Origin of the sequence: Porphyromonas somerae (genome assembly GCF_022845615.1) — a bacterium.
Lineage (GTDB): Bacteria > Bacteroidota > Bacteroidia > Bacteroidales > Porphyromonadaceae > Porphyromonas_A > Porphyromonas_A somerae.
On sequence record NZ_AP025559.1, the window covers coordinates 330,407 to 344,863 of the forward strand.

Annotated in this window: 14 protein-coding genes and 1 pseudogene; 6 read left to right on the top strand and 9 right to left on the bottom strand. The window is 41.8% G+C overall.

Translation table 11 applies throughout. The features are described 5' to 3' along the window. Window positions 1–101: 101 nt before the first annotated feature. Window positions 102–1,667 (bottom strand): annotated as a pseudogene (locus tag MWL85_RS01380) (helicase-related protein); the annotation flags it as partial. 289 nt (window positions 1,668–1,956) lie between these two features. On the opposite strand from MWL85_RS01380, the gene MWL85_RS01385 reads away from it, so the two are divergent. The 3 genes from MWL85_RS01385 to MWL85_RS01395 are packed head-to-tail and all read left to right on the top strand — an operon-like array spanning window position 1,957 to window position 4,970. After that, a complete protein-coding gene (locus MWL85_RS01385; protein ID WP_025064855.1) occupies window positions 1,957–3,177 on the top strand; it encodes a site-specific integrase in 1,221 nt (406 codons plus the stop codon). Window positions 3,178–3,181: 4 nt separating this feature from the next. Then, window positions 3,182–4,450: a site-specific integrase gene (locus MWL85_RS01390; RefSeq protein WP_004348459.1), complete on the top strand. Its 1,269-nt coding sequence runs from the start codon at window positions 3,182–3,184 to the stop codon at window positions 4,448–4,450. Window positions 4,451–4,502: 52 nt separating this feature from the next. After that, window positions 4,503–4,970, top strand: coding sequence for a DUF1896 domain-containing protein (locus MWL85_RS01395; RefSeq protein WP_130829998.1), 468 nt, complete (start codon window positions 4,503–4,505; stop codon window positions 4,968–4,970). 486 nt (window positions 4,971–5,456) lie between these two features. Here MWL85_RS01395 and MWL85_RS01400 read toward each other — a convergent pair whose 3' ends face one another. Further along, a complete protein-coding gene (locus MWL85_RS01400) occupies window positions 5,457–5,819 on the bottom strand; it encodes a hypothetical protein (protein ID WP_232724652.1) in 363 nt (120 codons plus the stop codon). On the opposite strand from MWL85_RS01400, the gene MWL85_RS01405 reads away from it, so the two are divergent. The 3 genes from MWL85_RS01405 (at window position 5,712) to MWL85_RS01415 (ending at window position 7,066) form a co-directional block, all read left to right on the top strand. Beyond that, window positions 5,712–5,963, top strand: a complete 252-nt coding sequence (locus tag MWL85_RS01405; protein ID WP_232724653.1) for a helix-turn-helix domain-containing protein — start codon at window positions 5,712–5,714, stop codon at window positions 5,961–5,963. The genes MWL85_RS01400 and MWL85_RS01405 overlap by 108 nt on opposite strands. Before the next feature lie 23 nt (window positions 5,964–5,986). Next, on the top strand, window positions 5,987–6,298 hold the full coding sequence (locus tag MWL85_RS01410; RefSeq protein ID WP_004355529.1) for a helix-turn-helix domain-containing protein: 312 nt from the start codon (window positions 5,987–5,989) through the stop codon (window positions 6,296–6,298). Window positions 6,299–6,646: 348 nt separating this feature from the next. Further along, window positions 6,647–7,066: a plasmid mobilization protein gene (locus tag MWL85_RS01415; RefSeq protein WP_116617421.1), complete on the top strand. Its 420-nt coding sequence runs from the start codon at window positions 6,647–6,649 to the stop codon at window positions 7,064–7,066. Window positions 7,067–7,082: 16 nt separating this feature from the next. Here the strand turns inward: MWL85_RS01415 and MWL85_RS01420 are convergent, their stop codons facing one another. The 7 genes from MWL85_RS01420 to MWL85_RS01450 form a co-directional block, all read right to left on the bottom strand. Next, a complete protein-coding gene (locus tag MWL85_RS01420; RefSeq protein WP_028901967.1) occupies window positions 7,083–7,568 on the bottom strand; it encodes a hypothetical protein in 486 nt (161 codons plus the stop codon). 1 nt (window position 7,569) lies between these two features. Next, window positions 7,570–9,795 carry a peptidase domain-containing ABC transporter gene (locus MWL85_RS01425; protein WP_116617423.1) on the bottom strand — a complete coding sequence of 742 codons (2,226 nt, stop codon included), beginning with the start codon at window positions 9,793–9,795 and terminating at the stop codon, window positions 7,570–7,572. A gap of 6 nt (window positions 9,796–9,801) precedes the next feature. Continuing rightward, window positions 9,802–10,773, bottom strand: coding sequence for a hypothetical protein (locus MWL85_RS01430; protein WP_025877542.1), 972 nt, complete (start codon window positions 10,771–10,773; stop codon window positions 9,802–9,804). After that, complete coding sequence (locus MWL85_RS01435; protein WP_004362754.1) at window positions 10,757–10,999, bottom strand: hypothetical protein; 243 nt, start codon at window positions 10,997–10,999, stop codon at window positions 10,757–10,759. The genes MWL85_RS01430 and MWL85_RS01435 overlap by 17 nt, the downstream gene beginning before the upstream one ends. Further along, on the bottom strand, window positions 10,963–11,937 hold the full coding sequence (gwsG, locus tag MWL85_RS01440) for a grasp-with-spasm system ATP-grasp peptide maturase (RefSeq protein WP_025877539.1): 975 nt from the start codon (window positions 11,935–11,937) through the stop codon (window positions 10,963–10,965). The genes MWL85_RS01435 and gwsG overlap by 37 nt, the downstream gene beginning before the upstream one ends. Window positions 11,938–12,015: 78 nt before the next feature. Then, the gene (locus tag MWL85_RS01445) at window positions 12,016–12,234 is read right to left on the bottom strand and encodes a hypothetical protein (RefSeq protein WP_025877538.1); all 219 of its coding nucleotides are present in this window, start codon (window positions 12,232–12,234) and stop codon (window positions 12,016–12,018) included. Between the two features lie 29 nt (window positions 12,235–12,263). Further along, window positions 12,264–14,456, bottom strand: a complete 2,193-nt coding sequence (locus MWL85_RS01450; protein WP_025877536.1) for an outer membrane beta-barrel protein — start codon at window positions 14,454–14,456, stop codon at window positions 12,264–12,266. Window position 14,457 lies beyond the last annotated feature (1 nt).

Below are 14,457 nucleotides of genomic sequence, written 5' to 3' on the forward strand. Positions count from 1 at the left end.
AAATGCAGTTGCCATCCTACAGATACTTGCAGAAAGGATAAAATTTACTTTTAGACCTTTTGGGATAGCCCTTATTAATACTTCAGATAAAATTCCTAAGGTTATATTTTCAATCCTTTGGACCGGGTTTCCTCCTTGGCATACAGTCCTGGACGCCCGATTATGACATGGTTGGCAACGATACTATCCGCCGGACTGCGTATCTGCGGCGGTGCATTTTCGGGATATTGCACCTGCCTGTTCCGCACATCTTCCGCTTCCGGTTTGACCTGTTGCCCCTCGTTCTCCTTTTCGGCGACTTCGGGCGTGGGCGGCGCAAGCTCCAGCTGTATCTTGCGGTCAAGGGCGGCAAGTTCGGACTTCAACTGCTTCAACTCGTCCTCCTTCTTCCACACCTTGCCAGCTATCTCCTGCAACTGCGGTATCTCCCTTTTCAGTACCTCGTTCTTCGCCTTATACTGGTCGATGATTGAGGGTATCCTCTCAATCGCGTTGAGGAAATTGCGGGCGGCAGCCAACGGGTCAGCCAGCGCCAGATGCCCGTTGTTGTAGGTGTACTTGTAGTTTCCCTCTATCACGAAACGGTTGTCGGTAAACTCCAATCCCTCTTTGAGTATCCTTTCGCTCACCACCTTTATCGGAAAACCGTAAAGCTCTCCGACCTGCGTGTAAAGCCCGCCCGTAGTGGCGTTTTTCGCTATCTCCTGCAAACGCTTTCCGATAACCTTCTCATCGGCGGAATCCACACCGTCCACCTTAATTATATTAAGGCGGTTGCCCTCCTTGTCGGTCTGCACCACCGACAGGAAGCGGTTCCAGTCCTCCGTCATGGCATCTATGAAAGCCGTGTTGTTGCGCAACTCGCCGGTCTTTGACTCCAGCTTGAACTCCGAATCACGCTTGCCCTTGTTGAACGACTTGCGTTCCCCTTCGAGCGATGCGATCCGCTTCTCCAGTTTCGCCTTATCCAAAAGGTCGGTGTTGCCGGATAACAACGCCATGTACTCCGAGAAGTTCATGCCCGATTTCTCGTCCATTGCCCCCTCGTCGATGGTACGCGCCCCCATAGCACCGCTTTTGAGCTGCGAGATGAAAGTTTGCTTGCAGTGCAGGAGGTTGAACTTGTAGCTGTCCAGTGACTTCTCCACCGCGTAGATGATTACATCCACGTTGTTCCCGGCGAAATGCTTGGCAATCTCATTTCCTGCCCTAACTCCGCGTCCGTCACGCTGTTGCAGGTCGGATGGCCGCCACGGTGTGTCCAAATGATGGATTGCCACACACCTTTTCTGCGCATTCACACCCGTTCCGAGCATGGAGGTGGAGCCGAACAGCACACGCACCGTTCCGGCATTCATGGCGTCTATCACCGCCTTCCGCGCCTTGTCGGTCTTGCACTCCTGAATGAAGCGCACCTCGCTTGGCGGTATGCCGTAGTCCTCCGTCAGCTTGCGCTTGATTTCCGAATAGACGTTCCACCCATCGCCCGGCTGATATGTCCCCAAGTCCGAGAAAACGAACTGCGTTCCCTTTTGCGCGTCGTATTTTTGGTAATATTCCGCGATCATCTTGGCACAGTGGCTCGCCTTGTTGTCGGGATGGTCTTCATAATTCGGGTCTATCATGCGCATGTCGAGTGCCATTTTCCGGGCATAATCAGTTGTTAAGAATCAAGGGAAACAGAGGGAAAAGCAAGGAATGTAACTATTTGAAATATCATCATTTAGCATTTTTATGCCATTATCGAGTTAGGCGAAAGGAAGCATCAAACGGCAGGAGTTCCGTTACCAAATCGTAACCCATCAAGGAAAAAGCAAAAAGGGGTTACGAATTGAAGGTAAACAACTGTATCATAGGTTTTTATTCTTCATCTTTCATTTTTCTGCATCGCTCAGGAATACTTGTTCATCTGTACCTTTGCAAGCAAAGGAAATTTTGAAAAAACGACAGAAAAAAATGAAGGAAAACAAACTCAAAGTATCGTTCTTCGTTCAGGCGAAACGAACCGACAAGAAAGGACTTGTGCCTGTCATCGGGCGCATCTCCGTTGGCAGAACCCATTCGGGCTTCTCCACCAAGTGTAAGACTCCGCTCGCTCTTTGGGACAGCCGCAAGCAAAGGCTTATCGGCAAGAGCAGCATGGCTGTGTCCGTCAATCAGAAACTTGGTGAATGCACTGCACTTATCCACACACGCTTTCACGAACTCAGTGAAAGAGAAGAATCCTTTACAGCCACAGACGTGAGGGATGCCTATCAGGGGCAAATCCACCGCCAAACCCTGCTCTTGGAGAGTTTCGGGGAGTATCTCACACAGACAAAGGAGCGCATAGGCATCGACCGAGCCTTGAAGACGTTCAAACTTCGTACCTACCAGCTCTCCCTGCTCCGTGAGTATGTGCAGAAAAAGCATAAAGTAAGCGATATACCCCTTTCACAGTTGGATAAAGCATTTATCGAGGGATTCGAGTATTATCTCACCATCGAACGCAGACTGAAACGCAGCAGCATATCGAGTACCTTGTCTACTTTGCAGACCATTGTCCGCATAGCGGTAAAGAAAGGTGTGCTGGACTTCTATCCGTTCTTGGGCTACAGTTACGAGCGACCAAAGGGTGAACCGAGAAGCATTACGCAGGAAGAACTTGAGCGCATCATCAACTTGGAGATTGAATGGGAGAACTATCGTTTTGTCCGTGATTTGTTCGTCTTTTCTTGCTTTTCAGGGCTTGCCATCTCCGATGTCCGCAATCTGAGAGAGGAAAACATTGTCTTGGAAGAAGGCAAACTCTGCATCAAGGGCAGACGCATGAAGACCAAGACCCCGTATCGTGTACAGGTGCTTCCCCCTGCGCTGACTATCATGAATCGTTATAGAGGGATAAGGGCGGGCTTTGTCTTTGATGTGCCGACCACCGACATTGTCCTCAATGGTATGCACTACATACAACGAAACATCGGCATGGAAACTCCGCTAACCTTCCACATGGCTCGCCATACCTTTGCTTCGCTTATCACGCTCTCGGCAGGCGTTCCTATCGAAACGGTGAGCCGTATGCTCGGACACACCAACCTGAGAACGACACAGGTATATGCAGCGGTTTCCTCCGAAAGAATCCATCGGGATATGCAAGCGATACAGCAGCGAATACAAGATACATTCACCTTAAAACTTTGACATTATGGCACGAAGTACATTCAAGACACTCTTTTATATCAATCGCTCCAAAGAGAAAAAGAACGGCAGCTGCCCAATTATGGGGCGTATCACCATAGACGGAGAACAAGTACAATACAGCACGGGCAAGGAGATTGCTCCTGAACTTTGGGACAGCCATAAGGGACGGTGCAAGGGAACAGGTGAAGAAACAAAGGAAATCAACCGCTACTTGCAAACCAAAGAGGAACAAGCCAAAGGCAAATACCAAGAATTAGTTTGGCAACGTGGCTATATCACTGCCGAGTTGTTGAAACGTGAACTCATGGAAGAGGACAATCCCAAAGGCTTTCTTTTGGAGGAAGCCCGACTATTTATTGAGGAAAAGCGTCCATGCGTAGGACTGACGATTGCCAAGCCTACCTTTGCTAATTACATCTACGCCACACAACTCATAGAGGCTTATCTGCGTGAACGCTTAGGGCTGGAGGATATTCGCTACTCCCTGTTGGACTATGGCTTTATTGAGGGAATGGACTTCTATCTCAAATCAGAACGCAACCTCTCTCTTGCCACTATTCAGGTAGTGGTCATCTTCCTTAGAAAACTCATCGGCATAGGTCAGCAGAAGAAGTATATCCGCATTGATCCGTTTGCAGACTACAAAGCAGAACTTCCACACCGCACAAGGCGTTATCTCACTACGGAGGAGCTGCAACGAGTATTGCAAACGCCCATCATTGACAAACAGTTCGAGCGAGCAAGGCAACTCTTCATTTTCTGCGCCTTCACCGGTTTGGCTCGTGTGGATATGCAACGGCTCAAACCGAAGCATATCACCCATAATGCTGACGGCACGGAGGAAATACGCATCAAAAGGCAGAAAACGGATGTAGAGGCGATTATTCCGCTCCTGCCTATTGCCAAACAAATCCTTTCGCTCTATATCAAGGACAAGAAAGCGGACGACTTGATATTTCCCAATCTCACAATAAGGAAAGCATCCTTTGCGTGTGTGAACATCGGGCAGATATGCCGGATAGATAAGGGCTTGACCTTTCACATGGCTCGCCACACATTCTCAACCACGATATGCCTATCCAATGGTATTTCGATGGAAACGCTCAGCAAGATACTCGGACACAGCAATATAGGTACGACACAAATCTACGGAAAGATAACCGACCACAAGATACAGGAGGATATGACTGCACTCACAGACAGGGAGCATACTGTATTTGAAGGTTATTGTGAGTCGATAGCACGGCAGAACGTGCCACTGCAACACGCATAAAAAGGAAGTAATTACCAAACATTTATTATTCACGATTGAAAACCAAATGATTATGAAAAAGAACAACAAACAGGAACTTTCTTACTTTCGATTGAAATTAAGAAGTTACATGAGTGAGCATCACCCTGAGAGATTGAAAGATAAGGAGTTTATCACTGCACGGGCAGATATGGCTCTCACAGCTTACTGCGATGCCGTGACACAAGGTTTCACGCACCCCGAAGCGGAAAGCATGGCAAGCGAGGTTTTGTATCAAGGCTTGCACTTTTCCAAGTATGATACGCTTGTATCCGTGTTTGAGAATGAGTTTGAAAGGGAACTGCCTGCACCTCTCCCAGAGAAACTCGTACCTATATTGTTGTCGAATAAGGCTATTCAAGCCACATTCGACAAGTTCGGTTTGACGGACACATTTGCTTCTGACGAGCAATACGACCGTCTTTACACCGAACTCACAGGCACGATAGTGCTGCTTACCAAGAGCAATCATTTGCCAATAATCGGTCAGACGGAGGGGTAAGCCCAAAGGCGTTGTAAGCAAAGGCACACGCAAAGTCCCTGATGCCGTTTCTTATCGTGCAAAGGTACAACGGCAGCCAATCTGCCCTGACAAGGTCAAGTCCTGCGGATGGAGAGAAGAATCTCCACCGCAGGATTTTTCTTTTCAAGTTGGTATTGCCATTTTCAATATTCGTGCGGTCGTATTCATCTCTCCCAACCTTGCAGGGCTGGGCTGCCGTAGAGAGTATAGGCACGACAAGAATACGGCATACTCAGGCTCTTTGGACGCAAGGCGTAACAGCCAACAATAGATAGGACTGACTATAACACGGACTATCTGTTGTTTGTACAATTTATTGTCATGACTATCTGTTGTCATGACTATCTGTTGTCATGACTATCTGTTGTCAAAACTATATATCGTCAAAACTATATATCGTCAAAATAATCTATCGATAAAACTATCTATCGACACTTCGACATCTCGATTTGTCGAACTATCGAATTATCGATAAAACAACAAAATAATAAAAGGAAAGAGCCGGCACCTCATCTCATTACCGCAATAACACAAATGGATCTCCTTTGGTCTTTTCTCTTGTTTTCTCTCTATTTCCCTGCTTATCCTCATTTCTTGCAGCGGTGCTTCCGAGGGTTTACTTTTGCACTCGATAAGTACGGCAATGGACTGCATAACAGTTTGTTTGCCGAGTAACAATAAAGTAATCAAAACAAAATCAAGGCAATGAAACTCATTATCATCGACCGCAAAGCGTGGGAGCGGCACTGCTCCGAATTTGCAGACTTTATCCACAGTATTGAACAGCTTATCGGCAATCCGCCCGAAACGGACGAATGGCTCGACAATGAAGCCGTATGCCGCAGGCTCGGCATCAGCAAACGCACCCTGCAATCCTATCGCGATACGGGTAAAATCCCCTTCTCCATCATTGGGCATAAATGCTATTATAAGGAGAGCGACATCGCAGAGTTACTGAATGCAAACAATTAATGAAATCAAACACAGAATGAACTATGGAAGAGAAAGAAATCATTACACAGCAAGACCCTCAAATGCAGATGTTTGCACAGTTGATGGAGGGAATATTGAAGAAACTGAAGCGTTATTGTTCTACAGCCCGTCCAATGTTAGGCGGAGAGGTTTACCTAACAGGCGAGGAGGTTTGCAGCCAATTACGGCTCAGCACACGCACGCTCCAAGAGTACAGAAACTTAGGAACGCTTCCTTTCTACAAAATCGGAGGGAAGATACTATACAAGCAGAGCGACATACAGACAATGCTTGAAAGGCATTATAATCCAATACCGCAAACAGGTAAGTTATGAGTTAAGTTAAGAAATCAGTCGCGACTTAAGTCAAATGGTCAATTGTGACTTTGGTCAAGAAATTAGTTTCGACCTAAGGTAAAATTAACTTTAGTCAAAAATATGTCAGCTCATAAAGTCAGTAAGTCAAGAGATTAGTCTAAACTTATCTCTTGACTTACTTCTTGAACTTTGAACTCTCGCACCCCAGAAAGGTTACTTTATGGAACATAACAAACTATCTCTTTCTTTATACTGGCAAGGTGTGTTTTTGTGACACAAACTGCCGTTTGTACCACAAAGACCCTTGCCCCGAAAGGGGATTAAATCACTCCAAAGTCGTGATTAGAAGAACAAAAACAAGAGAATATGGCAAGCGATAAATCAAGGAAAAGGGTAGCGAAAAAGTATGGTGATATGCCCGACAAGTGGGACGATTGGCACGTCCGCCTGCCCGACCCGAAAGAGCAACTTCGGGTGATAGAGCTCTATCACAGGTCTGGTTCAAAATCCAAGTCAGAGTTTGTGCGTGCAAGGCTTTTGGGTGAGCATTTCAAGGTGATAACGGTGGACAAGTCCGCCGTGGAGTACCACCGCAAGCTCTCTGAACTCACAGCCCAAGTACATAAGATTGGAGTGAACTACAATCAGGTGGTGCGACTGATGCGCCTTTATACGGCAGAGAAAAGCATACAGGCATTGTTGCGGGAGCTTATCGGTTTGACACAAGAACTCACTGCCTTGCAAGAAAAAGCAGTGAGTTTAACCATTGACTATCGAGAGAGATAAGGAATGTGCGATGGAATTATATGTCCCCAAGCATTTTTTGTAGCAGATTGCCCGATGTTCGAGTTATCTGGAAATCCACCGTTTGGTTTTCCACAGTTTTTATGTCGGCTGACTTGAAACGGCATAGGGCTTTCTGACGCTCCAATGTGTCACGGACGGAAGAAAGGTCTTGTATCTGTCCTGCAAATGTTCTGTAGGGAGATTGTAGATAAATCATTTGTCCCTTCGTATCTTCAGGACGCTTATTCTCGAACTTCAATAAGATGGTTATATCCGTACTGTCCGCCGGTGTTGCGGTTGTTACTCTGTGTATGGTAGCCGTTCCTGAATACACCTGCTTATAGGGCAGGAAATAGGCTATGGCTAACAGACAAAGCAACACAGCCCCAATGGCGGTGATGCCGTATCGGACAAGCGAGGAGGGTATCTGTCCCACGATGCTGCGTACTTTCTCGCTGCGAAGCTCAAAACTCCGTTCCTGTTTCTTTGCTTGTTTGTCCATATCAGTTGCCCAATTCTAATTGATTCTTCACTAAGGCAAAGTATTTGCCACGTTTGGCGGTCAGTTCTTCGTGTGTACCCACTTCTGCGATTTTGCCTTCGTCAAGCACTACTATCTGGTCGGCATTGCGGACAGTGGAAAGGCGATGTGCCACCACGATAACCGTTTTCCCTTTGTAGAAATCCGAGAGGTTTTCGGTAATGGCTCGCTCGTTGTTGGCATCGAGGGCGTTGGTGGCTTCGTCCAAAAATACGAACATCGGGTTCTTATAGATTACCCTTGCAATAAGGATGCGTTGCCGTTGTCCCTGACTGATGCCCTGCCCGTCCTGTCCTATCATCGTGTTGTAAGCCAATGGCAGGGCTTCTATATAGTCGGCTATGTTTGCCACACGGGCAGCATGGCGGATACGCTCGATATCGGGTTCGTCGTCCGAAATGGCAATGTTTCTCGCAATGGTATCGGAGAAGAGATAGCCCTCCTGCATCACCGCTCCGCATTGACTCCGCCACCAACCGAGATTGTATTCGCTCAGATTGGCATTGCCTATCCGAATGCTTCCATTCAGGGGTTCATAAAATCCCAGAAGGAGTTTTACAAGCGTGGTCTTTCCACTTCCGCTCGCTCCCACGATTGCGGTTACTTTGCCGTTGGGTATGTAGAGATTGATGTCGGAGAGAATATCTTTCGGACTGTAGATGTCGTATTTAAAGGATAGGTCTTTTATCGTGAGGGAATGTCCCTCGGCTGTTTCGTCCGTATAGGCATTTTGTGTCCTATCAGCATTTTCTTCGTTGGTTTCGGTATGTATTTCGTTCATGCGGTCAAGGCTGATGCTTACGTCCTGCCATGAGTAGATAAACTGGATGAGTTGTTCCACAGGACTGTTGAGCTGTCCGATGATGTACTGCACCGCCAGCATCATACCGAGCGTCATGTTTCCGTGTATCACGGCAGTGGCGGCAAGAACGGTAATGAGGATGTTCTTCACCTCGTTGATGGTGATGCTTCCTGCCTGCTGTACTTGTTGCAGATTGAGGGATTGCAGATTGACCTTGAACAGGTCGGCTTGCACGTCCTCCCATTCCCAACGCTTGTGCTGCTCGCACCCCTGCAGCTTGATTTCCTGCATACCGCCTAAAAGTTGGTAGGTGACGTTGCGGTTGCGTCCTGCCTGCTCAAAATACTTGTAGTCCAACTGCCTGCGCTTTTTGAGGAAGAGAATAATCCAACCTGCATAAAGCGATGTCCCCAAGAGGAAGACAAGGAAAATGCCAAGATTATAGACAGCAAGGACGACACCAAAGACAAGGAAGGTGAAGAACGAGAACAGCAGATTCAGGCTGCTTGATGTGAGGAACTGTTCCACTCGTCGATGGTCTTCAATGCGTTGCAGGAGGTCGCCCATCAGTTTGGTGTCGAAAAACTTCATCGGCAGTTTCATCAGTTTGATGAAGAAATCCGATATGAGCGAGATGTTGATGCGTGTGGAGATGTGCAGGAGTATCTTTGAGCGGATAAACTCGATGGCGGTACGACTGAAAAGGAGCATCATTTCTGCCAGCAGCACCAACCACACAAACCCGATGTCCTTTCCCCCGATACCTGTATCTACAATAGCTTGGGTGAGGAATGGAAAGACAAGTTGCAGGAGTGAGCCGAGCAACAAGCCGAGAATGAGTTGTGTAAAGAAACGCTTGTATTTCTTGAGATAGCTCCAGAGAAATTTCACTCGGCTTTGAGTCGGCACTGCTTCCGTATCGTTTTGAGCATAGAATTGTTCTGTTGGTTCGAGGAGAAGAGCAATACCTTTCTCCTCGCCATTGGTCTTGGTGCTTATCCAATGTTCGCAAAACTCCTCTTTGGTATAGGTAACATGTCCTTTGCCCGGATCTGCCACATATATGGTATATTTTCCTTTATTGTGATTTTTTATCTTATAAACAACAACAAAATGATTCTGATTCCAATGGACGACGCAAGGTAGAGGAATTTCATGGGCGAGGGTATTGAAACTCAAACGTCCTCCAATAGTTTTGAAGCCGATGGTTTCAGCGGCTTTGCTGATACCAAGAAGAGAGACCCCGTCTTTGCCTAAGGAACAAATCTTCCGTAATCCATCCCTATCAACCTGTCGTCTATAATAGTTGACCACTATTGCTAAGCATGAAGGACCACAATCCATAGCATCGCGTTGCTTGATATTGACGAACTTGGTTTTCCGCATCATAAATTAAATTTTAATGTGAAACTTTTCCTCAGACATAATGATTTCTCTTGCAGGATATATTGCATATCTAAGAGCATTGTCTTTAAGTTCTTCTATTTGATCTGGAGATATTTTCCAAAAACGGCGAAAACTAGAACTATGAACAATTTGACAAATATCAATACATTTGTCAAATTTTCCATATGTTTCAGGTAAATACAAATCATTTCGGATGAATCCAATTTTGTCTATTGCCATTTTATTATTATAAAAGGTATTATAATGAAAAGCCTCAGCAAACATAGCTCGATTAATGATTAATCTATCAATCGGCCATTTCTTCTGTGAAAAATATTGAAGTGTTCCTTGAGTTGTTAGAACATCATCCGCAAAAGATAATTCCCGAGTATTACAAATAATTATTTTATTTACCTTTTTATTAGTTTCAGTAATTTGTGTAGCATCTTTAACACGAAAATGCTTTCCATCAATATATAGGATAATAGACCTCAGACACGACACTCGAAAAAAATTCAAAAAAAATGAAACAAATTCATTTGTAATATCATTTCCCAAAAATCTTATCTCTGCATGTTTACAATGTAATTCTTCTATTGCCTTAGCAACTTCAGATAAATTATAATTTGAAGTAGATGAATACTCCAACTGTAATCGTTTTATATGCGAAGGTGAAAATTGGGGCAAGATTTTAGGGTAACAAAAACCTGAGATGTCAGATGTTAAAAAGCCAATTCCTATTTTTAGAAAATATGCAACCCAATTATATATAACCTCCGAATTATGATAATTCGAAGCTACTGAACCTATGGTATCATTTTTCAATAAATGAAGTAGCTCAAATGCATCTAATGGTAGTATTTCTATTCTGTTGCTATTTAGTAAATAGACAGCGCATCTTTTAGAATCAGAGACTGGGTAACAATCTCCAAATAAACAGAAATACTTATTATAGAATTTACTATTTAACCCTTTCATTGCAATCGGAATCTTCTATTAATATGTTTGACATTGGTACAGAATCCAAATAATTGTTTAAACTCTTGGTTTGAAGTTGAATAGAAGAACTAAATTTAACATGCATATAAAGTTCTCCAATTTCATCTGTTTTCTTTACTTCAAGAAATCTAAAAACCAATGGAACTTTTTTAAGATCCTTATTATATATTAATTGTTCAAAGTTATGTCTTTTTTTATCAGCCATTCTGCAATATTTTTTTCAACACAATAACCACAAGAAATTGAAGGAGACAAATATTGTCCAACAGGATTCACTTCGAGAAAATAATATTTTCCATCTATTCCTTTTAAAACATCTATAGAGCCTGTGTTAAGGTTAAGAGTATTCATTAATTTTCGGATTTTTTCCTTGAATTCATCTGGGAAATTATAAGGTACCCATCTAGAAGATTGATAATTTTGTTTTACATCTACGGTTCTCTTCCTACCCTTCTTTTGGGGGACAATTGCGGAAGAATAAAATTCACCATCCAAATAAAATGTTCGAATTTCATATTCCGATTTTATCCGTTCTTGAAATAAACTAGGAAAAAATCTATTGGGAAGAGAAGTTAACACTTTTTGATTGATTTCTGTTACATAGGAAGAATACGTTTGTTCTCCAATCGTATAATAAGAAAAACCGTTTAATGGCTTATAGATTATAGGAAATTTTGCGTAAAATTTTAATAAATCGTCTTTCGATGTTGAAATCAAAGTTCTTGGAGTATATAATCCGCACGACTTTGCAATAGAAAGAACAATTTCCTTATTGACTTCTAAAACTGATGGCTTTGGTAGCCAATTCTTGTCTTTCAGTAAATAAAAGAACAATTCTGATAAATGTGCTAGTTCACTATTTGTTTCAGCATTAAGGCGTCTATTTATTTCTCCCAAATTATATGAAAGACGAAAATCAAAATTCACCTTAAATCTCCTATAAAAGATAGAGCCAATTTCTTTTGTAAGATTTAGAGAATTATAAAGCACCTCCTTTGTCGTACTATCAATTGATAAAGTATTAGTTTCGTTAATAAAATCTTTTAAACATACTTTGACGTAAGGATGCTTAAAATACTCCAACCATTCTGTTACAGGGTCAGTTCCTTGTTCGTAAAAATTATAAGTCAATATTAATACCATAAAAGAGGAAGGAAAACAATCTGTACACGCTACATAATAGTAGCGTGTACAGATAAAATTAAGGGTTACGAACAACCATTAAATACCATTTAGTTCTTGCTGAGAAATGCTATCATAGCTTTCGCTGTGATCATGATGGTTGGACGTGTCATTGTGATTCGAAGTATCATCATGGTCTGATGTGTCATCAGAATCAGATGATACCGCCACTTCAATAGGACTAAATGCACCAACAAGGTGAATTTGTTCGTTAGCACTAAGAGACTCGAAGTCTTTCAAATCTAAAATACTTTTCATAATTACATTAAAATTTAGTTAAACAATTTTCAGTTCCTTGTTACATTATGTATAATAGAACTGAATTTCTTTACTTTATTTCTTGAAGAAAAATGATATACAAGTTGAATGCCAACTCTTCTCGTATCTGTATTATTTTTTCTATATTCATTAAATCCATTAGCATATATTCTTGATTGCATCTGATTTTGTTTGAAAATATCATTAGCAAATAACGATATTCTGAAAGCATCATTTAATGTTGAGAATGTATATCTAAATGATAAATTCGACCTTGGTTCTTCTTTTGTATTCTCGAATTGTGAAATAGGAAAATAGGAAAAAGTAATATTTACCCTGTGCTTACGATAATTAAAGCCAAAAGGTAAAGAAACAGCAAGATACTTATTATTATATTGAGAATTATTCTCTGATATCTTGAAATTCCCTGTTTCTAAACTGATATTGGGAGAGAGGTAAAAAAACTTCCAATATTGTGAATAATAAACACTTGCAGTAAACATATGTGAAATACCAAGACTTGTATATTTATAAAGGAATTTATTGTTTTGATAGGCAGGAAGAAGAATCCACCAGTTTGCACGACGACATCCTCCAATATTAATCCCCAAATTCCCTCTTCGGTATGATAAATTCAATTGACTGTTTCTATATGGTTTAAGGTCGCTATTGCCTGTAATATCTATTCCTTCATTTTCTTGTTTTGTTATGCCAGCAAGTTGCCCAGAAAGAGGTCTTGATGTATTTTGATCATACCTTATACTAAATTTATGACCTTTTATTTCATAACCAAGCAGAATATGAGGATCCACATAAAAATAATGCGTTTTATGACTGGTTGAGTAATCAAAAGTAATTCCTGCGTTAAACTCAAATTTTCCTAAAGAACCATTCAAATACATATCTTGCCTAAATGTGTGTTCCCAAAAGTCCTGTAATTTGATGTTATGAAATACATCTTCAGCCGTTAAAAACATGTAAGAGTAAGAACTGAATGAGCGAATCTTGAATTTAGGGTTTCTGAATGTGTATGTATAATCAACAGAGGCGTTAGGCGTGATATTATAGCTCTTCATACTCTGAAGTAATGTGTTGTTAGTATTTCTCAATTTGTATTGGTCATTCTTGTTGTTAAATGCCATCTCTAAATGGAGTTTATGCTTGTTCTTCTTCAAATCAAAATAGACTCCGGTAGTGAAAAAACGATAAAATTGAGATGCATCCATATCAGAGACATTACCAAACACATTTGAAGTTCGAACTTCTTTGTTGTTAGACACAAGGTAATTTATTAATACTCCTGCATTTACTTCTTTTGAAAGGTTATAATTATTAGCGTAATCAACATAAAAGTCTTTCGTTTTTTTCTGTTTAGCATCCTCAATGTCTTTTACAACACCATTATCAAAAACATATTGCCTTGTAGAAGAAGTCGGAGAACGATATGGATTTGTCCTTAAATAAAGGCTATTTGCTAATTTTGCAGTATTTAACACGCCACGAGTGTTGATAGTCCCATAATCACCTTCTCCTCTTGAGTATTCTGCGGTAGTTGTAGTTTCAAATCCTTTTATAATTACAGAATTTACAATAAGTTCATAACTATTACCTTGCGGTAATCTTTTAAAAATTATAGATGAAACATTTTCAGCAAACAAACTCTCAAGCATTTGCAACATATCTGCTGTCAGTTGTCTGCTTATCCCTTGACTGCCAAATCTTACAGATACCACAGGAAGAGATTTATAAGTTAACTGACTGCTATTCTGAATAAATCCAGGAACTTTTTGCAATATTTCAACCATATTGTTATTTTCAAAAATCGTAATACCCTTTATTTGTATTTGATCTTCCATAAGTTTGCTTTTTACGATAGGTCTCTTGCCTAGTACGATTATTTCCTCCAACTTTTTTTCCAGCTTAGTTTGGAATGTAAGATGAGATTTTACATCGTCACACCCAACAATTGTATCAAGAACCTGTTCTCCAAAATATGCGATAGTAAAATGATAAGGACAATCATTTCCCTCAAAAGAAAAATTCCCGTTTGGTGAGTATAATTTCAACGAGTCCAACTTTGAAGCCCCCACCACTTTCAATGTATAATTTATAAAAGGTTTACCGTCTTCATCAATAACATTTCCTGTTATCATTGTTTGTGAATACAGATTCAGAGAAATAAAAGCTATTGGTATAGCGATGAAAAATTTAAGATGTTTCATA